Source organism: Ramlibacter algicola (assembly GCF_016641735.1).
Classification (GTDB): domain Bacteria; phylum Pseudomonadota; class Gammaproteobacteria; order Burkholderiales; family Burkholderiaceae_C; genus Ramlibacter; species Ramlibacter algicola.
In genome coordinates, this window is sequence record NZ_JAEDAO010000001.1 from 4,017,441 (window position 1) to 4,036,234 (window position 18,794).

An 18,794-nucleotide genomic window follows, 5' to 3' on the forward strand; every position below is an offset into this window, starting at 1 on the left:
CGACGCCCTCGCCACGCGACAGTCCCGAGACTGGTTGCACCGGCCGACGCGCCGGGTTTGTTCAACGCACAACTCCAAGGAGTCCCTCCAGATGAAAGCCACCCTCCTCCTCGCCAGCGCCGCGCTGATCGCCGGTTCCGCCTTCGCCCAGACCGGGACGCCGGGCAATTCCGCGGCCGGCGGGACCGGTTCGCAGGCCGCCAGCGACTTCAACGTGCCGAAGGCCGGCGCGCGCGCGACGACCGGCGACACGGCGGCGCAGCAGCAATCGGACAGCGCGACGGCCAACCGCGACAGCAAGGGCGCCGAGAGCTCGCAGCTGCAGAACAGCGGCACGGCTGCCGGCAGCAACGCCGCCACGATGGGCGCCGGCCCGGCCTCGACCGCCACGCCGAGCACCTCGCCGTCGACCAGCAGCTCGCTGGATTCGTCCAGCAGCTCCAGCGCCCCGGCCGCCAGCACCTCGTCCAGCGACACCTCCTCGTCGTCGTCCACGATGGGCGCCGGCAGCAGCAGCTCCGATTCGACCAGCAGCAACAGCCAGTCGCGCGCGGCTCGCGCCGACCGGAACTGACCTTGCGAGGGGCGGCGCAGCCGCCTCACGCGAGGTCATCCCCGCGAAGGTGGGGATCCATGCGGCAAGCACTCGTGGATTGCGGATCGAGTCCGCAATGACGACTCTGCTTCCTACAGTGGCGCCGGGGCGGGCAACGCCTTCGGCGCCACTTCCACGTCCGGCGCCGACAGCGGCAGCCGCACGCGGAAGGTCGCGCCGCGGCCGCGGCCCGCGCTGCTGGCCTCGATCCGGCCACCGTGCAGCTGGACGATCGTCCTGGCGATGGTCAGCCCGATGCCCAGGCTGCCCGGGTCCGCTTCGCCGTGCCCGAGCCGCACGAACATCTCGAACATCCGCACGCCCTCGGCTTGCGTGAAGCCGACGCCGTCGTCGCTGACCTCGAGCACCGCCTCGCCCTCTTCCTCGGCCACCCGGACCTCGATGTGGCCGCCGCGGCCCGTGTAGCGGCTGGCATTCGTCAGCAGGTTGACGAGCACCTGGCACAGCCGGTCCGCATCCGCGTGCACGATCACCGGCATCGGCGCATGTCGCACGACCAGCTGCTGGGCCTTCTGCTGCATCAGCGGCACCAGGGCGTCGGCGCAGTCCTGCACCAGGCCGTCCAGCGCCACCGGTGCGGTGCGCAGTTGCAGTTCGCCCCGCCCCACGCGGCCGATGTCGACCAGGTCGTCCACCATGCGCGTGAGCAGCGCGAGCTGGCGATCCACCAGCGCGCGCGCATGGGCCTGCCGCTGCGGATCGACCGTGGACTGCCACAGCGCCATCCCGTTGCGCACCGTGGCCAGCGGGGTGCGCAACTCGTGCGAGACCTGCGCGAGGAAACGCGTCTTGTGCGCGTCCACCTCGCGCAGCGCCTGCGCCTGCTGCTCAAGTTCCTCGCCGCGGCGCACGAGCTCGGCGTCGCGCTGGCGGATCGCGACGGCGGTCTCGCCCAGCGCGTGCTGCAGCACCTGCAGCTCCTCGATGGCCGAGGCCGGCATGGCGGGCACTTCCCCCGCCCGCAGGTCCGACGCGCGCTGCGCGAGCACCGCGATCGGGTCGGCGATGCGGCGGCTCAGCCACGTCACCAGCGCGGCCGCCGCGAGCAGCGACAGCAGCAGGCCGGTGGCCAGCAGCGCCGCGGCGCGCTGGCCACCGCCGACGATGAGGTGGGCGGGCATCGCGAAGCCGATCGTCCAGCCGGTGAGCTTCGAGCGGTTGAACGCGGTGTAGGTGTCGCGGCCCTCGAGCGTGTGCCCCCGGTACCAGCCCTCCTCCGCGCGCGCGGTTTCCGACCGGAACTGCTCGGATGCGAGCTGGCCCGGCGGAACGGCCGGCACGCGCGCGATGAGGCGGCCGTCGGTGCCGGACAGCCCGCTGACCCAGTCGCCGGGCAGGTGCTGGCGCTCGATGGTGCGCTGGAATGCGGCCGGGTCGACGACGGCGGTCAGGACCTGGCGGACGTGCCCGTCGCGCACCACCGGCATCCGCACCTTGATGCCGGCCTCGTTGCCCAGTTCGGCGGAAAACGTGACGTCGCTGACGGTCGGGCGGCCTTCGATGGCCGCCTGCAAGGTGCGGGTTTCGATCGGCACCTGCGGCAACCGGGTGCCCCAGGGCAGCCGGGCATTGGCTAGTTGCCGCCCTCGCGTGTCCTGCAGCACGAGGTTGCGCCACGTCGGCTGCGTGCCCAGCACGGTGCGCGCTTCGCCATGGAAGCCCTGCCAGTCGCCGCGATCCAGCGTCCGCGACATCGCGAGCGCCCGCAGCGTGCTGATCGAATCGCGCAGCTCGGCGTCGATGGCTTCCAGGGTCGCGCGGTTGCGCACCTTGGCCGCTTCGACGATGGCCTGGTTCTCGGTGCGCACCACGTGCGCCAGCGCGAACAGGGCCAGGACCAGGACGGGCACGGCCGCGGCGGCCGCGAGGAGGAACAGGCTGGAGCGCAAGCGCATCGGCGCACCCTAGCACCCGCGCCTGACCTGCACCAGTCCGCGGTGCAACGCACATGGCCGCGCCATGTGTTTCAGCACAGCCCTCCCGGCAGCGCAAGGCCACGGCTGCGCTGCACGGAAGAGCCAGCATGCGCCCACTCAGCCAGAAGTGTCTTGGGCCGGTACCCCAAGGCCGGCGCCCTGCGCTAACCTGCATGCGCCCGCGCCGTTCCCCGCGCGGGGCGGGGAGCACCGATCGCATGGACACCGTCTTCGGCCTCGACACCGTGCTGCTGTCACGCGTGCAGTTCGGCTTCACGATCGCCTTCCACATCGTCTTCCCCGCCTTCACGATCGGCCTGTCGGCGTTCATCGCGACGCTCGAAGTCCTGTGGCTGCGCAGCAAGGCGCCGCACCTGCACACGCTGGCACGCTTCTGGACCAAGGTGTTCGCGGTGTCGTTTGCGATGGGGGTGGTGTCCGGCATCGTGCTCGAGTACCAGCTGGGCACCAACTGGGCGCGCTTCGGCGCGATCATCGGCAACACGCTGGCGCCGCTGTTCGCCTACGAGGTGCTCACGGCGTTCTTCCTCGAGGCGAGCTTCCTGGGCGCGATGCTGTTCGGCTGGAACCGCTTCCCGCCCTGGCTGCACGTGACGTCCTCGATCCTCGTGGCCCTGGGCACGGCCCTGTCGGGCTTCTGGATCCTCGCCGCCAACAGCTGGATGCACACGCCGGCCGGCTTCGCCATCCAAGACGGGATCACCTACCCGGTCGACTGGGTGAAGGTGATCTTCAACCCCAGCTTCCCCTACCGCTTCGCGCACATGATGACGGCGGCGTACCTCACCACCTCGCTGGTGGTCGCCGCGGCTGGCGCGCGCTACCTGCTCGTGGGCCGTCACGAAGCCGAGGCGCGCACGATGCTCAAGATGGGGCTGGGCATGCTCGCGATCCTCGCGCCGGTGCAGGCCTTCATCGGCGACCTGCACGGCCTCAACACCTTGGAGCACCAGCCGGCCAAGGTCGCAGCGATCGAGGCGCACTGGAAGGACGAGGGCCACGCCGTGCCGCTGGTCCTGTTCGCGTGGCCTGACCCGAAGAACGAGCGCAACGACTTCGAGATCGCCGTGCCGCAGCTGGGCAGCATCATCCTCACGCACACCTGGGCCGGCAGCTTCAAGGGACTGTCCGACTTCCCGCGCGACGAGCGGCCGCCGGTCGCGCCGGTGTTCTTCAGTTTCCGTGCGATGGTGGGCATCGGGCTGCTGATGATCGCGACCGGCTGGATCGGCGTGTGGCTGCTCTGGCGCCAGCGCATCGCGCAGGCCCGCTGGTTCCTGCGACCGCTGCAGCACGCATGGCCGCTGGGCTTTGCCGCCATCATCTTCGGGTGGATGGTCACCGAGATCGGCCGCCAGCCCTGGATCGCGCACGGCGTGCTGCGAACTGCGGACGCGGTGTCGCCAGTCACGCCGCACCAAGTGCTGGTGTCGCTGGCGCTGTTCGTGCTCGTCTACGGCGTCGTGTTCGGCATCGGCATCTGGTACATCCAGCGCATGATCCGCAAGGGCCCGCAACCGCACGAGCCGGGGCCGGAGACCTTGCCGAACCGGCCGCTCGCGGGTGGACGACCGGACCCCACCGACGACGACTCGGCAACGGCACGCAAGGGAGCGGTGGCGACATGATGCAGGTCAGCGACATCCTCCCCGTCATCCTGGCCCTGGTGCTGGGACTCTCGGTCGTGCTGTACGTCGTGCTCGACGGGTTCGACCTCGGCATCGGCATGCTGTTCTTCGCGTTCCACGAGGAGCACGAGCGCGACCTGGTGATGAACTCGGTCGCGCCGTTCTGGGACGGCAACGAGACCTGGCTGGTGCTCGGCGGCGTGACGCTGTGGGCCGCGTTCCCGAAGGCGTTCGCGATCATCATGCCGGCGATGTACCTCCCGGTGGTTCTGCTGCTCCTGGCGCTGATCTTTCGCGGCGTCGCGTTCGAGTTCCGCTGGGTCGCCAAGCCGCATCACCGGCCGTGGGACTGGGCGTTCGCCGCCGGCTCGCTGCTGGCGGGCTTCGCGCAGGGACTGGTGCTTGGCGGCATCCTGGAAGAGATCCCGGTGCGCGACGGCCAGTTCGCCGGCCACCCGCTCTGGTGGCTGTCGCCGTTCTCCGTGATGTGCGGTCTCGCCGTGGTGACCGGCTACGCGCTGCTGGGCGTGGGCTGGCTGCTGCTGAAGACGCGCGGCCCCGTGCACGACCGCGCGCGCGAACTCGGGCCCTGGCTGCTGGGTGCGCTGCTGCTTTTCATCGGGCTGGTGAGCGTGTGGACGCCGCTCGCGTCGCAGCGCATCGCCGACCGCTGGTTCACCTTCCCCAACTTCCTGATGCTCGCGCCGCTGCCCGTGCTGACCGCACTGTTCGCGGCCCTGTGCTGGTACAGCCTGCGCCGCGGCGGCGAGCTGATGCCCTTCCTGAGCTCGATCGCGATCTTCCTGATGGCGTTCCTGGGACTTGTCGTCTCGAACATCCCCTATCTCGTGCCACCCACCATGACCGTGTGGCAAGCCGCGTCGCACGAGACCTCGCAGATCTTCCTGCTGGTCGGCGAAGCGATCCTGATCCCGGTGATCCTGGCGTACACGGTGCTCACGTTCTGGTTGTTCAGAGGCAAGCTGGAACGGGGGCAGGGGTACCACTAGGTTGTCGTTCCGGCGAACGCCGGAATCCATGCCTGAGGTTTGTCATTCCGGCGGAAGCCGGAATGACAGCAATCGGGAGCGATGGGTCCCCGCCTCCGCGGGGACGACGAAGGGCCGCTAGCCCCGCGCCGCCTTCAGCTTGGCCGCATACCTCGTCGCCTCGGCTTCATTGCCCAACCCGCGGTGCAGGTGCTCCAGCTCCTCGTACACATACGGATCGGGCTTGCCGTCCGCATCCCATTCGCGCTCCAGGCGCTGCTGGATCGCGAGCGCCTCCTGCAACTCGCCTTTCGCGCGCAGGCTGCTGGCGATCATCCAGTGCGCGATGCGCATGTTCCCGGTCCTGCCGGCCAGCTCGTGCGCCGCGAGCGACTTGCGGTAGTTCGTGATCGCCTCGTCGTAGCGGCCCGCGAGGTGGTGCGCATAGCCGACGTTGTTGTACAGCGAGCCGGCCCAGCCTTTTGCCGCAGGCTGCGACGAAGCTTCCATGTACGCGATGGCCTTCTGGTTCCAGGCCAATTGCTGCTCGGGCTCGTTGTCGACCATCACCATCATGTGCAGCGCGTCGATCGCCAGCCGGTCCAGGCGTGCGTCGCGCGCAAGCTCGAACGCGCGCATGTACAGCGACCTGGCACGCTCGCGGTTCTCCGCCGTGCGCAATGCGGGCGGATGCGCCGGCGACGCCCAGGTGCGGCCGGACTCGAGCAGCCACATCACCTTCGCCTCCGTGGACGCACCGGCAAAGGCCGGCTCGATCTCCGCGAGCACCGCCCGCGCCTTGTCGAAGTCCTTGCGCAACCCGTGCGTGCGCGCGATCTGCGTGCGCAGGATGAACGCATCGTCGGGCGCCGCGCTGACGACCGCCGCCTGGAAGCGCTGTTCGGACAGCGCCGGGTTGCCGTAGTCCCACAGCGGACCGGGATCGATGGGCATGCGAAGACTCCTGCGTTTCAGCGGAACACCGGTGCGCGCTTCTCCATCCCGGCCCGCACCGCTTCCTGCTGGTTGGCGCTGCCGATCAGGCGCTGCTGCTCGTGCGCTTCAAGCTGCAGCACGCGCGCGGCATCGACGGGCGATGCGGCGCGCAGCAGGCGCTTGGCGGCGCGGATCGCGTCGGGACTGTGGCTCGCGACCTGGCGCGCGGTCTCCATCGCGGTGGCCAGCGGATCGTCGACGGCACGCGTTGCCAGACCCAAAGTGACCGCCTCGTCGCCGCGCACGATGCGGCCGGTGAACACCAGTTCGCGCACGACGTCGGCGCGCGCCAGTTCGGCCAGCAGGACGCAACCGGACATGTCGGGCACCAGCCCCCAGCGCACCTCCATCACCGACAGCTGGGTTTGCGGATGCACGTAGCGGATGTCCGCGCCCAGCGCGACCTGAAGCCCGCCACCGAAGGCGACGCCGTGCACCGCGGCGATGACCGGCACCGGCAGTTCGCGCCAGCCCCAGGCCACGTGCTGCCAGCGGTTGGCCAGGCCGTGCGTGCGCGCGGCGAGTTCACCGATGTCGCCTTCACCGCCGCTGAACGAGAGGCTCCCGAAGTCCAGCCCCGCGCAGAACCCGCGCCCCTCGCCGTGCAGCACGACGGCACGCACGCGCGCGTCGCGGCGCAGCGTGACGATGGCGTCGTTGATGGCGTCGAACATCGCCGGGTCGAGCGCGTTCATCTTGTCCGCGCGGGTGAGCGCCACCTGCGCGATGCCCTGCGCGTCGACGTCGACGCGAACCCGTTGTTCCTGCATGGAAGGCCTCCTGTGCGTGGCACTGTAGCCGTTGCGCGCGCGCCCGCGTAGCATGCGCCGCATGCACAGCTTCTCCAACGCCCACGTCTTCGTCGCCGGTGGCACCAGCGGCATCAACCTCGGCATTGCGCTGGCGTTCGCCCGCCAGGGCGCGCGGGTCGCCGTGCTCAGCCGCTCGCCCGACAAGGTGCAGGCAGCCACGCAGGCCCTGCGCGAGGCGGGCGCGGCCGACGTGGCCGGCTTCGCGGCCGACGTGCGCGATGCCGCGGCGGTCTCGCAGGCGCTGGCCGATGCGGCCGGCAAGTGGGGGCCGATCGACGTGCTGGTGTCCGGCGCCGCCGGCAACTTCGTGGCGGCGGCCGGCGACCTGTCGCCCAACGGCTTCAAGGCGGTGGTCGACATCGACCTGCTGGGCACCTTCCACGTCGTGCGCGGCGCCTGGCCGCACCTGCGCAAGCCGGGCGCCAGCATCGTCAACATCACCGCGCCGCAAGCGGTGCTGCCGATGCCGATGCAGGTGCATGTGTGCGCGGCCAAGGCCGGCATCGACCAGCTCACGCGCACGCTGGCGCTCGAATGGGGCAGCGCGGGCGTGCGCGTCAACGCGGTGTCGCCCGGGCCGATCGAGGGCACGGAAGGCATGGCGCGGCTGGCGCCGTCGCCGCAGGCGCTGAAGGCCTGGACGCGCGCCGTGCCCCTGGGCCGCTTCGGCACGCCCGACGACATCGCGCGCGCGGTGCTGTGGATGTCGTCGCCCGACGCGTCGTACGTGACGGGCGTGGTGCTGCCGGTCGATGGCGGCATCCAGCTCGGCGGCTCCAGCGCGTTCACGCGCGCGTCCGGCGGCTGACAGCGCCGGGCGCGCCACTCACGGCTCAGGTCTCGGGGCGCGGATCGCGCAGGTGCGCATGCAGGCGGGTGAACAGGTCATCGGCGGCGCGCCGCAGTTGGGTCGCCAGCATCGCGGCGTCGCGGTACTCGGGGCTGTTGGACGCCTGCCCGTGGGACGCCAGGGTGAGTTCGGCCTCGATGGCGCGGCGCTCGGCTTGCAGCCAGTCGGTGGTGAGCGCGTCGCGGTCGGTCATGACGGCTCGCATGTTAATGCGATGTGTGAGCCCTGTGAACCCATCCATGTCGCAACGTCGGCCCTGTCCGACATGGGGCCGCCGCACGCCTTCGTACAGTTGCGCGGACGGGAGCAGTGGCTTTGAAGCACGACGACAGGGACGCCGACACGACGCAGCCCGGGATTCCCCTGGGGTTGACGCGCCGACCGCAACGCAGCGGCGAAGGCATGGACAGCATCGTCAGCCACCTGCGCGACGAGGCGTCACAGCGGCCAGGCAGCGACGAGGCTGCCACCGATCCCGGCAAGCCGGCGCCCTGATCAGCCCCCGCGGAGTCGCAGCGCCGCTTCGCGCGCGCCCATCTTCTGCGCCGCCGACAGGGCGTCGTCGCCCGCCAGGTCGTGTCGCGTCGCGTCCGCCCCGCGCGCCAGCAGTTCGTCGACGATCGCCACCCGGTTGAACATCGCCGCCGTCATCAGCGCGGTCCGCCCGTCCGGCCCGTGCCCGTCGACCGGCGCGCCGCCGTCCAGCAACGCTCGCACCACGTCGGGAAATCCCTTGTAGGCGGCCGCGGCCAGCGGCACCTGCCCGCGGTCGTTGGCCAGCAAGGGATCCGCGCCCGCCCGCAGCAACGCGCCGACGAGCGCCACATGGCCGTGGTACGCCGCCAGCATCAGCAGGGTGTCGCCCTTGTCATTGCGCAGGTTGGCCGGCAATCCGCGGTCCAGCAGCGGCTGCAACGCCGCCAGGTCGCCGGCGCGCACGCGCTGGAAGACTTCGCGGGCCAGTTGCAGCGTGTCGTCGTCGAGCATGGGGCGACGATACCGTGTGCGGTGGCTTCGGTTTCCTTTCTGTCCCCCTTCTGCGTTGAGAACCATCAAGCGCGAAGCGCGTGCGCGGCAAGCGCCCTCCGTCGCCGCAGCAACCCCAGCGCATAGGCGAAGTAGTACCCCGCCAGCAGCCCCAGCACGGCCAGCGTTGCGGGGCTATCCAGGAGTTCGTCGACACGCGCGAGGTGCTGCGGCATGCCGCCGCCCAGCACCATTTCGCCGAGGCGCCACGCGACGCGCGCGACCAGGACCAGCGACAGCGCGATGCCGATGCGCGCATCAGGCGTGTAGTGCAGGCCGTCGTCGAGCCACTCGAAGCGTGTCCGCCGCACACCGACCACGGCGAGGGCGCAACCGGCGAGGAACGTCACCGCGAACGCCACGAAGCCGGGCCAGTGGCCCCAGAGGTTGAACAGCAGGCCGACCGCGATGTAGCCGAACAGGCCCACGCCCAGCCGATGCCGCCACGGCCGCACGGGCTGCCGGGTCAGCAGCTTGCGGATCCGCCCATGCACCCGCCACGCAATGAACACCAGCAGCGCGGCGACGCCCAGCCAGGGCAGGTGCGGGAGGGAGATGGGCTGCGCTTGCATGGGGACAGTGTCGCACTCGCCTCCGTCATTCCCGCGGAGGCGGGAATCCATCGCTTCGATGGACCGATCAAGGTGGAAGCGATGGTTCCCCGCCTCCGCGGGGACGACGGCAGGTGTCCGCCGGACACCGAGCGGACACCCCGGACACCCCGCCGGACAGCGGACAGCCTTATGAATCAACGACTTACCGCTGGCACGCTTGCTGCAACCGGGTGTCGCGATGATCCGTGACACCTCCGCCCAAGACCGAGTGATCGAAGCCCCGCGCGCGCAGCGCGCCAAGCGGTTCGCGATCGCCGGCATCGTCGTCGTGGCGCTCGGCGTGGGCGCCGGCGTGCTGGTCGCCAACTGGCGCTCCACCACCCGCACCTTCCAGGCCGACGCCGTGCGCGTCGCCGAAGTGACCCGCGGCACGCTCGTGCGCGACGCCAGCGTCAACGGCCGCGTCGTGGCGGCCGTCAGCCCGACCCTGTACGCGCCGGCGGCGTCCACCGTGAACCTCAAGGTCAACGCCGGCGACACCGTGAAGAAGGGCGACGTGCTCGCCGAACTCGAGTCGCCCGACCTGGCCGACGCGCTCAAGCGCGAGCAGTCCACCTACCAGGAGCTGCAGGCCGAAGTCGCGCGCCAGCAGATCCTGGCCGACAAGGCCAAGCTGGCCGCGCGCCGCGACGCCGACCAGGCCGAGATCGACCGCATCGCCGCCGAGCGCCAGCTCGAGCGCGTCGAGCGCGCCGGCATCGAAGGCATCGTCGCCCGCAACGACTACGAGAAGGCCAAGGACGCGGTGAAGTCCGCGCAGATCAAGAGCAAGCACGCCGCCGCCGTGGCGGGCCTGGAGACGAGCGACGTCGACCTGCAACTCAAGACCCGGCGCGAACAGCTGCAGCGCCAGAAGCTTGCGCTGGAGCTGGCCAGGCGCCGCGTCGACGAACTGGCGATCCGCGCGCCCAGCGACGGCTTCATCGGCAGCGTCGCGGTGAGCCACCGAGCGGTGGTGCCGGCCAACGCGCCGCTGATGACGCTGGTCGACCTGTCCCGCCTGGAAGTCGAACTGGAGATCCCGGAGATGTACGCCGCCGACCTGGGCATCGGCATGAAGGCCGAGATCGTGGCCGGCGACGTCAAGGCCACCGGCACGCTGTCGGCGCTGGCGCCCGAAGTGGTGAAGAACCTGGTGCTGGCGCGCGTGCGCTTCGACGGCAAGCAGCCGCCGGCACTGCGCCAGAACCAGCGCGTGCAGGCGCGCCTGCTGATCGACGAGCGCAAGAACGTGCTGATGCTGCCGCGCGGCCCCTTCGTCGACAGCGAAGGCGGCAAGTTCGCGTACGTGGTGGACGGCGGCGTCGCCGTGCGCCGCCCCATCCAGCTCGGCGCGACCAGCGTGTCGGCCGTGGAAGTCAACGCGGGACTGCAGCCCGGCGAACGCGTCGTGGTCTCGGGCACCGACGCGTTCGAGCACGCCGAGCGCGTGAAGATCAACGAGTGAGACGAAAGGAAGGCCCCCGATGCTGCGCATGAACGACCTGAGCAAGGTGTACCGCACCCACATGATCGAGACGCACGCATTGCGCGGGCTCGACATCCACGTCAAGGAAGGCGAGTTCGTCACGGTCACCGGCCCGTCCGGCTCCGGCAAGACCACCTTCCTGAACATCGCCGGCCTGCTGGAGGAATTCGACAGCGGCGACTACTTCCTCGACGGCGTCGACGTCAGCAAGCTCAATGACGACGCCCGCTCGCGGCTGCGCAACGAGAAGCTGGGCTTCGTGTTCCAGGGCTTCAACCTGATCCCGGACCTGGACCTGTTCGACAACGTCGACGTGCCGCTGCGCTACCGCGGCTTGCCCGCCGCCGAGCGCAAGGAACGCATCGAGCACGCGCTCGCCGAAGTGGGCCTGGCCTCGCGCATGAAGCACTACCCGTCCGAGCTCTCCGGCGGCCAGCAGCAACGGGTCGCCATCGCACGCGCGCTCGCCGGCTCGCCCAAGGTCTTGCTGGCGGACGAGCCGACCGGCAACCTGGACACGCAGATGGCGCGCAGCGTGATGGAGCTGCTGGAGCAGATCAACGCGCGCGGCACCACCATCCTGATGGTCACGCACGACCCCGAACTGGCGGCGCGCGCGCAGCGCATCGTGCACATCATCGACGGCTGCGTGCACGACCTGGTGCGCCGCAAGCCCTCGCTGGTGGAAGACGCGGCGCAGCCGGCCTGAAGGAGCGAGCGCGATGTTCCGCTACCACCTGATGCTGGGCGTGCGCAGCCTGCGCCGCAACCCGATCCTCACCGCGCTGATGGTGCTCACGCTGGCCATCGGCGTCGCCGCGAGCATGTCGACGCTGACCGTGCTGCACGTGATGTCGGGCGACCCGATCCCCGCCAAGAGCGACCGGCTGGTCGTGCCGATGCTGGACAACGCCGAACTCCAGGGCTACGTGCCGGGCGAGAAGCGGGCCTTCTATCACAACCAGGTCACGTACCAGGACTCGATGGCGATGCTGCGCTCGGGCCAGGGCGTGCGCCGCACGGTGGTGCAGGACGTGTTCGGCGCCATCGAACCGGCGCGGCCCGACCTGCCGGTGCCCACGGTGCAGGGCGTCGCCACGACGACCGACTACTTCCCGATGTTCGAGGTGCCGTTCCGCCACGGCGCGCCCTGGAGCGCGGAGCAGGACCGCGGCGCCGCCAACGTCGCCGTGCTGAGCCGCAAGAAGGCCGAAGACCTGTTCGGCGCCGGCAACCCGGTGGGCAAGCGCTTCCGCATGTGGGACCGCGAGTTCACCGTGGTCGGCATGCTCGACGAGTGGAGCCCGGTGCCGCGCTACACGCACGTGATCAACGGCAACGGCGGCAGCTTCAACGGCGACGACGAGGTGTACGTGCCGATGTCGGTGGCCGTCGCCGCCGAGCAAAGCTCCAACGGCAGCACCAGCTGCATGAAGGACCCGCCGCGGCCCGGCTACCAGGGCTTCCTGGAATCCGAATGCATCTACCTGCAGTTCTGGTTCGAGCTCGCGGCGGCGTCCGACCGGCCGAAGCTGCGCGACTGGCTGGAAGGCTACGTGCGCGAGCAGCGCCGCCTGGGCCGCTTCGAGCGCCCGCAGCCCGTCGCGCTGTACGACGTGCGCGAGTGGCTGGACCACATGGAGGTGGTGCCCAAGGACCACAAGGCCGCGGCCTGGCTGTCCATCGGCTTCCTGCTCCTGTGCATGGTGAACACCATGGGCCTGCTGCTGGCGAAGTTCTCGGCGCGCGCGCCGGAGATCGGCGTGCGGCGCGCGCTCGGCGCCACCCGCGGCACCGTGTTCCGCCAGTACATGGTCGAAGCCGGCGTCGTCGGGCTGGCCGGCGGCACGCTGGGCCTGCTGCTGTCCGGCGCCAGCCTGTGGGTGATCCGCCAGCAGTCCCGCGACCTCTCGGTGGTCGCGCGCATGGACTGGGAGATGCTGGCGACCACCTTCGCGATCGCCATCCTCGCCGCGCTGATGGCCGGGCTGCTGCCCACGTGGCGGTCGGCCCAGGTCACGCCGGCGCTGCAACTGAAGTCGCAATGAGGAGCGCCGCCATGGAAATCCGCCCCATCCTCTCCTCGCTGCTGCGCACGCGCACCGCGCCGCTGCTGGTCGCGATCCAGGTCGCCCTGAGCCTCGCGGTGCTGGCCAATGCGCTGTTCATCGTGCACCTGCGGCTGCAGGCCGCCGACCGCCCCAGCGGCATCGCCGAGGAGGAGAACGTCGGCTACTTCGGCCGCACCTTCGCCGACCAGATGAAGCACCCCCAGGTGCTGGCCGAGTGGGAGCGTGAACTCGCGGTGCTGCGCGGCGTCCCGGGCGTGAAGGCCGTGACGTGGGGATCGCAGATGCCGATGTCCACCTCGGGCTCGTCCAGCAGCGTGCGCGTCAACGAGAAACAGGAGCAGGAGGTCGCCGTGCCGTCGGTGTACTTCGTCGGTCCGCAGTTCGTGCCGGTGCTCGGCCTGCAGGTCGTGGAGGGACGCAACCTCACCGACGCCGACATGGTCGACCTGGACCCCGAGACGCAGGGCTACTTCGACGACTTCCCCAAGAACGTGGTCATCACGCGCGGCCTCGGCGAGAAGCTGTTCCCCGGCGAGCAGTCCTTCGTCGGCAAGCAGTTCCTGTTCGGCAAGGCCGCGTACGTGCGCATCGTCGGCGTGCTCGACCGCCTGCAGACCACGCAGGCGCAGCACGGTGCCGAGGGCGAGTACTCGGTGCTCCTGCCGCGGCGGGTCGGCCAGGCGCGCGTGCGCTACATCTTGCGCACCGAGCCCGGCCAGCGGGACAAGGTGATGCTGGCCGCCGAGCAGGCGCTGCGCAAGGCCGCCGGCGAGCCGGTGCGCCTGCAGGTGCGCTCGGTGTCCGACGACCGCCAGCGCCGGTACCGCAACGAGCGCGCGATGGCCTCGATGCTGATCGCGGTCTCGGGCTTGCTGCTGCTGGTCACGGCCAGCGGCATCGTCGGCCTGGCCAGCCTGCGCGTGACGCAGCGTCGCAAGCAGATCGGCGTGCGGCGTGCCCTGGGTGCGCGGCGCATCGACATCCTGCGCTACTTCCTGGTGGAGAACCTGATGATCACCAGCACCGGCATCGTCGCCGGCCTGTTCCTCGGGCTCGCGCTCAACGCGCTGCTGGAGACCAGGCTGGGACTGCCCAAGCTGCCCGTGACCTACCTGGCCGGCGGCGCCCTGTCTCTGTGGGTGCTCGGCCTGCTGGCGGTGTGGGGCCCGGCGGCGCGCGCGGCCGGCACGTCGCCCGCGATCGCGACCCGCACGGCGTGATTGAATCGGGGCCATGGCAACGGTCCTGGTCATCGACGACAACCCGTCCATCGCCACGGCGATGGACGTGCTGCTCTCGCTGCATGACATCCGCACGGCGCACGCCGCGTCGCCCGGCGAGGGCCTGGCGCGCCTGGAGCAAGGCGACATCGACCTGGTGATCCAGGACATGAACTTCGCCGCCGACACCACGTCGGGCGAAGAGGGCCGCGCCCTCTTCCACCGGCTGCGCGAACGCCATCCCGACCTGCCGGTGATCCTGCTGACGGCATGGACGCACCTGGACATGGCCGTCGACCTGGTGAAGGCCGGCGCCGCCGACTACGTCGCCAAGCCATGGAACGACGAGCGCCTGGTCACCACCATCAAGAACCTGCTGGAACTGGGCCAGGCGACGCGCGAGCTGCACCGGCGCGTGCGGCGCGAACGCCGCCGCCACGACGACCTGCAGCAGCAATGGGACCTGCGCGGCATGGTGTGGCGCGACACGGCGACCGAACGCGTGATCGAGCTGGCATGCCAGGTCGCGCGGTCCGACGTGCCGGTGCTGGTCACCGGCCCGAACGGCGCGGGCAAGGAACGGATCGCGGCCATCCTGCAGGCCAATTCCGGCGTGAAGGACGGCCCCTTCGTGACGCTGAACTGCGGCGCGCTGCCGCAGGAGCTGGTCGAAGCGGAACTGTTCGGCGCCGAGGCCGGCGCGTACACCGGCGCCGGCAAGGCGCGTGCGGGCAAGTTCGAGGCCGCCGACGGCGGCACGCTGTTCCTCGACGAGATCGGCAACCTGCCGCCCGCCGGCCAGGTCAAGCTGCTGCGTGTGCTGGAGACGGGCCGCTTCCAGCGCCTGGGCTCCAACGAGGAGCGGCAGGTGAAGGTGCGCGTCGTCAGCGCGACCAACGCGGACCTGCGCGCCATGATCAAGGCGGGCAGCTTCCGCGAGGACCTGTTCTACCGCCTGAACGTCATCGAGATCGCGCTGCCGCCACTGGCCAGGCGTCCGGACGACATCCTGCCGCTGGCGCTGCACTTCCTCGGCCCGGGCAAGCAGCTCGATGCGGGCGCGGAAGCCGTGTTGCTGCGGCATACGTGGCCGGGCAACGTCCGCGAGTTGAAGAACACCATGCAGCGCGCCGGCTTGCTCGCGCGCGGCGACGTCATCACCGCCGCCGACCTCGGCCTGCAAGCGGCGGGCCCCGCGCCGGCGCCCGAAGCCGACATCGACCGCGCGGCGATCGAACAGGCCCTCGTGCGCCACGGCGGCGTCATCGCGCAAGCCGCGAATGAACTCGGCCTGAGCCGGCAGGCGCTGTACCGGCGCATGGAGCGCCTGGGCATCGCGCGGACGGGGAGCTGATGCGCCGCCGCTTCGGCCTCGTCACGCGCCTGTCGCTGCGCTTCGCGGGGCTGGTCGTGTCGAGCACGGTCATCGCGCTGGGGCTCGCCCGCTGGCTCGGGCCCACCTGGCAGGCGGGCCTGCTCACGCTGGCGATCCTCGTGCCGGTGGCGCTGGCGTTCGCGCGCACGCAGTTGCAGCCGCTGCTGGCGATGCTGCGCGCGCTGTCCGGCACGGTGATCAGCTACCGCGACGGTGACTTCTCGCACGGGCTGCACTGGGAACGTGACGACGAGATCGGCGACCTGGTGAAGGCGCACAACGACCTCGGGCGCGTGCTGCGCGAGCAGCGCCAGGGCCTGGCCGAGCGCGAGCTGCTGCTGGACACCATGGTGCAGAACACGCCGGTGGCGATGCTGCTGGTGGGCCACGCCGGCAACGTCGTGTTCGGCAACCTCGCCGCGCGCCAGCTGCTGCATGGCGGCCGCCGCATCGAAGGCCAGGATCTGGATCGCCTGCTGCTGCGTGCGTTCGGCTCGCTGCGCGAAGCCTATGCGCGGGGCGGCGACGGCCTCTTCACCGTGCAGCCGGCCAAGGGCAGCGACGCCGAGGACGAGATCTACCACCTGGCGCGCCGCCAGTTCACGCTCAATGGCCAGCGGCACGAGCTGCTGCTGCTGCGGCACCTGACGGCCGAATTGCGGCGGCAGGAGGTGCAGACCTGGAAGAAGGTGATCCGCGTCCTGAGCCACGAGTTGAACAACTCGCTGGCGCCGGCGGCATCGCTGGCGCGCTCGGGCGCCGAGCTGCTGCGGCGCGGGCAGCCCGAGCGGCTACCGGAGATCTTCCGCACGATCGAGGAACGCACCAGCCACCTGCAAGGCTTCATCGAGGGCTATGCGCGCTTCGCCAAGCTGCCGACGCCGCGGCTGGAGGACGTCGCCTGGGACACGCTGGTCGGCTCTCTGCAGGCGCAGGTGCCGTTCCAGCTGGTGGGCGCGCTGCCCGCCGAACCCGTGCGCGCCGATGCGGGCCAGGTGGAGCAGGCGCTGCTGAACCTGCTGAAGAACGCCCACGAATCGGGCTCGCCCCCGTCCGACATCGCGCTGGCGGTGCGGCGCGCCGGCGACGCGCTGGCCATCGACGTGATGGACCGCGGCAGCGGCATGACCGAGGTCGTGATGTCGCAGGCGCTGGTGCCGTTCTATTCCACCAAGCGCAGCGGCACCGGCCTGGGGCTGGCGCTAGCGCGCGAGATCGCCGAAGCCCACGGCGGCCGCATCGTGCTGGCCAACCGCGACGGCGGCGGGCTGGTGGTCTCGTTGGTGCTGCCGGCCTGAGCAGCCGCGCTCAGTGGTGCGCGCGATGGTCGCCCGCGGCGGCGCCGTTGCCGCGCGGGAACATCGGCTTTCGCAGCTGCAGCGACTTCTGCTGGCAATGCGTGCAGTAGTACGCGGCGCTGAACGGGATCATGCGCATCCACCAGGCCCGCTCGATGCGGACCTCGTAGGCATGCGGGACGATGCAGCGGCATTTCATGGTGTGCGGAAGAGCTTAGGGGCGAACGCGCCGGGCACCGAGTGAATCCGTCACGGTGCGGGCGTCGAAGATGTAAACGAAACGTCTAGCTCCGTCATTCCGTGCCGTTCGTCGGCTTGCGGACACGCCGGGTCACACCCCAAGGGCGCTCGTTACCACGCCGGCGGGCCGGTCCGGAGGGCGGTCGCAGAATCGATCGCACCGGGACGCCGAGCGGCCCGGCGGCCGTCCCGCGCGCCTGTGGCCTGCTCCCGCGCGAGCCTCTCCGGACAGGCACGTACGGGAGGCGCCATGCGGCACTCGGACCCGACAACCCCGCCCGCGGAACCCCGCGTCCCACGATCCCTGTCCGTGCTGTTCACCGCCCTGCTGGCCGGCTCCTGCGGCGGTGGGGGCGGCGACGACGTGCCGGTCGCGCAGGCACCGCCCGCCGCCGCCATCGGCCCGGCCGCTCCGGCGCCGGCGCCGGCGCCCGCTGCGGCCCCGACTCCGCCCGCTGCCGTGCCGCCACCCCCAGCGGCCGTGCCCGCGCCGCCAACGGCCGCGCCCAACCCGCCGGCGCCTGCACCCGCGGGCAGCATCGCGGCCACCTTCGTGGCGACGGTCTTCGCGGACAGCCCGCAAGCCGGTGCGATGAGCCTCAACGACACCGGCCAGGTGGCGTACACCGCCACCACCGCAACAGGCGAGCGCGCGCGCTTCTTCGATGGCGCCGCGGTGCGCGACATCTCGGCGGAGACGGGGCGCGCGGTCGCGCTCAATGCGGCCGGCATGGTCACCGGCTTCCTGGTGCGCGGCAGTCCGCACATCTTCAGTTGGCTGCCGGGGCCACCGGAGGTGCTCAGCGTGATCGACACGTCGCCGTCGGTCTCCACCGTCCCCGCGGCGATCAACACGAGCGGCCAGATGGCGGGGACCCTGGCAGACCGCGGCTTCCGTACCGGATTCCGCCGCAACCCGGACGGCACGGGCCAGTCGCTCGAGGCGATCGGCAGCGGGATGATCGTGGGCACCGAAGGCCTGTTCATCAACACGGCGGCCACCATCGCCGGCCTCTCGTCGACGCCCGCCGGTGGCACGCACGCGGCGCTGTGGGTGGTCGGGCAGCCGGTGGTCGACGTCGGCACGCTGGGCGGCGCGAATTCGTCGGTGGCGGCGCTCAACGATGCCGGCCAGGTCGCCGGCCAGGCGGAGTTGGCCAACGGCCAGCAGCGCGCCTACCGCTGGAGCGCCTCGCAAGGCATCGTCGACCTTGGCACCCTGGGCGGGCCCGACTCGGCCGCCGCCGCGATGAACGCCGCCGGTTGGGTCGCCGGCAGCGCCTCCACGGCCGATGGCCACACGCTCGCCACGCTGTGGCGCGACGCGACCCCGCTGTCGCTCGGCACGCTGGGCGGCACCGACTCCGCCGCCACGGTCGTGAACGCGGCCGGGCAGGTCGGCGGCCGCGCGAGCACCGCCGGCGGCGCGCACCACGCGTTTCTCTGGAGCCAGCTGGACGGGATGGTCGATCTCAACGCCCGGGTGGGCAGCGCTGATGTCGGCCTGCTGCAGGAAATCGTTGCGTTGGCGCAGGACGGGTCGGTGCTGGCGACGACGGATCGCGGGACGCTGGTGTTGCTGCGGCCGGCGAAGTGACGTCGCCATCCCGGCGGAAGCCGGAATCCATGCCTGCGGCGCCCCAGGCGCCTTCG

The 18,794-nt window shown here is 71.0% G+C and carries 19 protein-coding genes; 12 read left to right on the top strand and 7 right to left on the bottom strand.

Features of this window, described 5'->3' with window-relative positions:
- Window positions 1–91 precede the first annotated feature (91 nt).
- The gene (locus I8E28_RS19710) at window positions 92–574 is read left to right on the top strand and encodes a hypothetical protein (protein ID WP_200789924.1); all 483 of its coding nucleotides are present in this window, start codon (window positions 92–94) and stop codon (window positions 572–574) included.
- Window positions 575–687: 113 nt separating this feature from the next.
- Here I8E28_RS19710 and I8E28_RS19715 read toward each other — a convergent pair whose 3' ends face one another.
- On the bottom strand, window positions 688–2,511 hold the full coding sequence (locus I8E28_RS19715) for a sensor histidine kinase (protein WP_200789925.1): 1,824 nt from the start codon (window positions 2,509–2,511) through the stop codon (window positions 688–690).
- A 239-nt stretch (window positions 2,512–2,750) separates the two neighbouring features.
- Between I8E28_RS19715 and I8E28_RS19720 the strand changes: the two genes are divergently transcribed.
- Complete coding sequence (locus I8E28_RS19720; RefSeq protein ID WP_200789926.1) at window positions 2,751–4,181, top strand: cytochrome ubiquinol oxidase subunit I; 1,431 nt, start codon at window positions 2,751–2,753, stop codon at window positions 4,179–4,181.
- Window positions 4,178–5,191, top strand: a complete 1,014-nt coding sequence (gene cydB / locus I8E28_RS19725) for a cytochrome d ubiquinol oxidase subunit II (protein WP_420850229.1) — start codon at window positions 4,178–4,180, stop codon at window positions 5,189–5,191. Before I8E28_RS19720 ends, cydB begins: the two co-directional genes overlap by 4 nt.
- A gap of 117 nt (window positions 5,192–5,308) precedes the next feature.
- Here cydB and I8E28_RS19730 read toward each other — a convergent pair whose 3' ends face one another.
- Both I8E28_RS19730 and I8E28_RS19735 read right to left on the bottom strand, forming a co-directional pair.
- On the bottom strand, window positions 5,309–6,124 hold the full coding sequence (locus tag I8E28_RS19730; protein ID WP_200789927.1) for a tetratricopeptide repeat protein: 816 nt from the start codon (window positions 6,122–6,124) through the stop codon (window positions 5,309–5,311).
- Window positions 6,125–6,141: 17 nt separating this feature from the next.
- The gene (locus I8E28_RS19735; RefSeq protein ID WP_200789928.1) at window positions 6,142–6,936 is read right to left on the bottom strand and encodes a crotonase/enoyl-CoA hydratase family protein; all 795 of its coding nucleotides are present in this window, start codon (window positions 6,934–6,936) and stop codon (window positions 6,142–6,144) included.
- Window positions 6,937–6,988: 52 nt separating this feature from the next.
- Between I8E28_RS19735 and I8E28_RS19740 the strand changes: the two genes are divergently transcribed.
- On the top strand, window positions 6,989–7,786 hold the full coding sequence (locus I8E28_RS19740) for an SDR family oxidoreductase (RefSeq protein WP_200789929.1): 798 nt from the start codon (window positions 6,989–6,991) through the stop codon (window positions 7,784–7,786).
- A gap of 25 nt (window positions 7,787–7,811) precedes the next feature.
- On the opposite strand, the gene I8E28_RS19745 is transcribed toward I8E28_RS19740, so the two are convergent.
- Complete coding sequence (locus tag I8E28_RS19745; protein ID WP_200789930.1) at window positions 7,812–8,021, bottom strand: hypothetical protein; 210 nt, start codon at window positions 8,019–8,021, stop codon at window positions 7,812–7,814.
- A 116-nt stretch (window positions 8,022–8,137) separates the two neighbouring features.
- Between I8E28_RS19745 and I8E28_RS19750 the strand changes: the two genes are divergently transcribed.
- Window positions 8,138–8,323 (top strand): hypothetical protein, encoded by a 186-nt coding sequence (locus I8E28_RS19750; protein ID WP_200789931.1) that lies wholly within the window; start codon window positions 8,138–8,140, stop codon window positions 8,321–8,323.
- On the opposite strand, the gene I8E28_RS19755 is transcribed toward I8E28_RS19750, so the two are convergent.
- Both I8E28_RS19755 and I8E28_RS19760 read right to left on the bottom strand, forming a co-directional pair.
- Window positions 8,324–8,815, bottom strand: coding sequence for an ankyrin repeat domain-containing protein (locus I8E28_RS19755; RefSeq protein ID WP_200789932.1), 492 nt, complete (start codon window positions 8,813–8,815; stop codon window positions 8,324–8,326).
- Window positions 8,816–8,880: 65 nt separating this feature from the next.
- Window positions 8,881–9,426, bottom strand: a complete 546-nt coding sequence (locus I8E28_RS19760) for a CcdC protein domain-containing protein (protein ID WP_200789933.1) — start codon at window positions 9,424–9,426, stop codon at window positions 8,881–8,883.
- A gap of 220 nt (window positions 9,427–9,646) precedes the next feature.
- Between I8E28_RS19760 and I8E28_RS19765 the strand changes: the two genes are divergently transcribed.
- The 6 genes from I8E28_RS19765 to I8E28_RS19790 are packed head-to-tail and all read left to right on the top strand — an operon-like array spanning window position 9,647 to window position 16,901.
- Window positions 9,647–10,915: an efflux RND transporter periplasmic adaptor subunit gene (locus I8E28_RS19765; RefSeq protein WP_200789934.1), complete on the top strand. Its 1,269-nt coding sequence runs from the start codon at window positions 9,647–9,649 to the stop codon at window positions 10,913–10,915.
- A gap of 19 nt (window positions 10,916–10,934) precedes the next feature.
- Window positions 10,935–11,645 carry an ABC transporter ATP-binding protein gene (locus tag I8E28_RS19770; RefSeq protein WP_200789935.1) on the top strand — a complete coding sequence of 237 codons (711 nt, stop codon included), beginning with the start codon at window positions 10,935–10,937 and terminating at the stop codon, window positions 11,643–11,645.
- A 13-nt stretch (window positions 11,646–11,658) separates the two neighbouring features.
- Entirely contained in the window at window positions 11,659–12,984 is a 1,326-nt protein-coding gene (locus I8E28_RS19775) for an ABC transporter permease (RefSeq protein ID WP_200789936.1), read from the top strand.
- Between the two features lie 11 nt (window positions 12,985–12,995).
- Window positions 12,996–14,228: an ABC transporter permease gene (locus tag I8E28_RS19780; RefSeq protein ID WP_200789937.1), complete on the top strand. Its 1,233-nt coding sequence runs from the start codon at window positions 12,996–12,998 to the stop codon at window positions 14,226–14,228.
- 13 nt (window positions 14,229–14,241) lie between these two features.
- Window positions 14,242–15,582: a sigma-54-dependent transcriptional regulator gene (locus I8E28_RS19785; RefSeq protein WP_200789938.1), complete on the top strand. Its 1,341-nt coding sequence runs from the start codon at window positions 14,242–14,244 to the stop codon at window positions 15,580–15,582.
- Window positions 15,582–16,901, top strand: a complete 1,320-nt coding sequence (locus I8E28_RS19790; protein WP_200789939.1) for a sensor histidine kinase — start codon at window positions 15,582–15,584, stop codon at window positions 16,899–16,901. The genes I8E28_RS19785 and I8E28_RS19790 overlap by 1 nt, the downstream gene beginning before the upstream one ends.
- Before the next feature lie 10 nt (window positions 16,902–16,911).
- On the opposite strand, the gene I8E28_RS19795 is transcribed toward I8E28_RS19790, so the two are convergent.
- Window positions 16,912–17,100 (bottom strand): hypothetical protein, encoded by a 189-nt coding sequence (locus I8E28_RS19795; RefSeq protein WP_200789940.1) that lies wholly within the window; start codon window positions 17,098–17,100, stop codon window positions 16,912–16,914.
- A 351-nt stretch (window positions 17,101–17,451) separates the two neighbouring features.
- On the opposite strand from I8E28_RS19795, the gene I8E28_RS19800 reads away from it, so the two are divergent.
- Window positions 17,452–18,738 carry a hypothetical protein gene (locus I8E28_RS19800; protein WP_200789941.1) on the top strand — a complete coding sequence of 429 codons (1,287 nt, stop codon included), beginning with the start codon at window positions 17,452–17,454 and terminating at the stop codon, window positions 18,736–18,738.
- Window positions 18,739–18,794: the final 56 nt, after the last annotated feature.

Excerpts from the sequence above, each read along its gene's own strand:
- I8E28_RS19710 (WP_200789924.1), top strand. The coding sequence starts at position 92 with ATGAAAGCCACCCTCCTCCTCGCCAGCGCCGCGCTGATCGCCGGTTCC.
- I8E28_RS19715 (WP_200789925.1), bottom strand. The coding sequence starts at position 2,511 with ATGCGCTTGCGCTCCAGCCTGTTCCTCCTCGCGGCCGCCGCGGCCGTG.
- I8E28_RS19720 (WP_200789926.1), top strand. The coding sequence starts at position 2,751 with ATGGACACCGTCTTCGGCCTCGACACCGTGCTGCTGTCACGCGTGCAG.
- cydB (WP_420850229.1), top strand. The coding sequence starts at position 4,178 with ATGATGCAGGTCAGCGACATCCTCCCCGTCATCCTGGCCCTGGTGCTG.
- I8E28_RS19730 (WP_200789927.1), bottom strand. The coding sequence starts at position 6,124 with ATGCCCATCGATCCCGGTCCGCTGTGGGACTACGGCAACCCGGCGCTG.
- I8E28_RS19735 (WP_200789928.1), bottom strand. The coding sequence starts at position 6,936 with ATGCAGGAACAACGGGTTCGCGTCGACGTCGACGCGCAGGGCATCGCG.
- I8E28_RS19740 (WP_200789929.1), top strand. The coding sequence starts at position 6,989 with ATGCGCCGCATGCACAGCTTCTCCAACGCCCACGTCTTCGTCGCCGGT.
- I8E28_RS19745 (WP_200789930.1), bottom strand. The coding sequence starts at position 8,021 with ATGACCGACCGCGACGCGCTCACCACCGACTGGCTGCAAGCCGAGCGC.
- I8E28_RS19755 (WP_200789932.1), bottom strand. The coding sequence starts at position 8,815 with ATGCTCGACGACGACACGCTGCAACTGGCCCGCGAAGTCTTCCAGCGC.
- I8E28_RS19760 (WP_200789933.1), bottom strand. The coding sequence starts at position 9,426 with ATGCAAGCGCAGCCCATCTCCCTCCCGCACCTGCCCTGGCTGGGCGTC.
- I8E28_RS19765 (WP_200789934.1), top strand. The coding sequence starts at position 9,647 with ATGATCCGTGACACCTCCGCCCAAGACCGAGTGATCGAAGCCCCGCGC.
- I8E28_RS19770 (WP_200789935.1), top strand. The coding sequence starts at position 10,935 with ATGCTGCGCATGAACGACCTGAGCAAGGTGTACCGCACCCACATGATC.
- I8E28_RS19775 (WP_200789936.1), top strand. The coding sequence starts at position 11,659 with ATGTTCCGCTACCACCTGATGCTGGGCGTGCGCAGCCTGCGCCGCAAC.
- I8E28_RS19780 (WP_200789937.1), top strand. The coding sequence starts at position 12,996 with ATGGAAATCCGCCCCATCCTCTCCTCGCTGCTGCGCACGCGCACCGCG.
- I8E28_RS19785 (WP_200789938.1), top strand. The coding sequence starts at position 14,242 with ATGGCAACGGTCCTGGTCATCGACGACAACCCGTCCATCGCCACGGCG.
- I8E28_RS19790 (WP_200789939.1), top strand. The coding sequence starts at position 15,582 with ATGCGCCGCCGCTTCGGCCTCGTCACGCGCCTGTCGCTGCGCTTCGCG.
- I8E28_RS19795 (WP_200789940.1), bottom strand. The coding sequence starts at position 17,100 with ATGAAATGCCGCTGCATCGTCCCGCATGCCTACGAGGTCCGCATCGAG.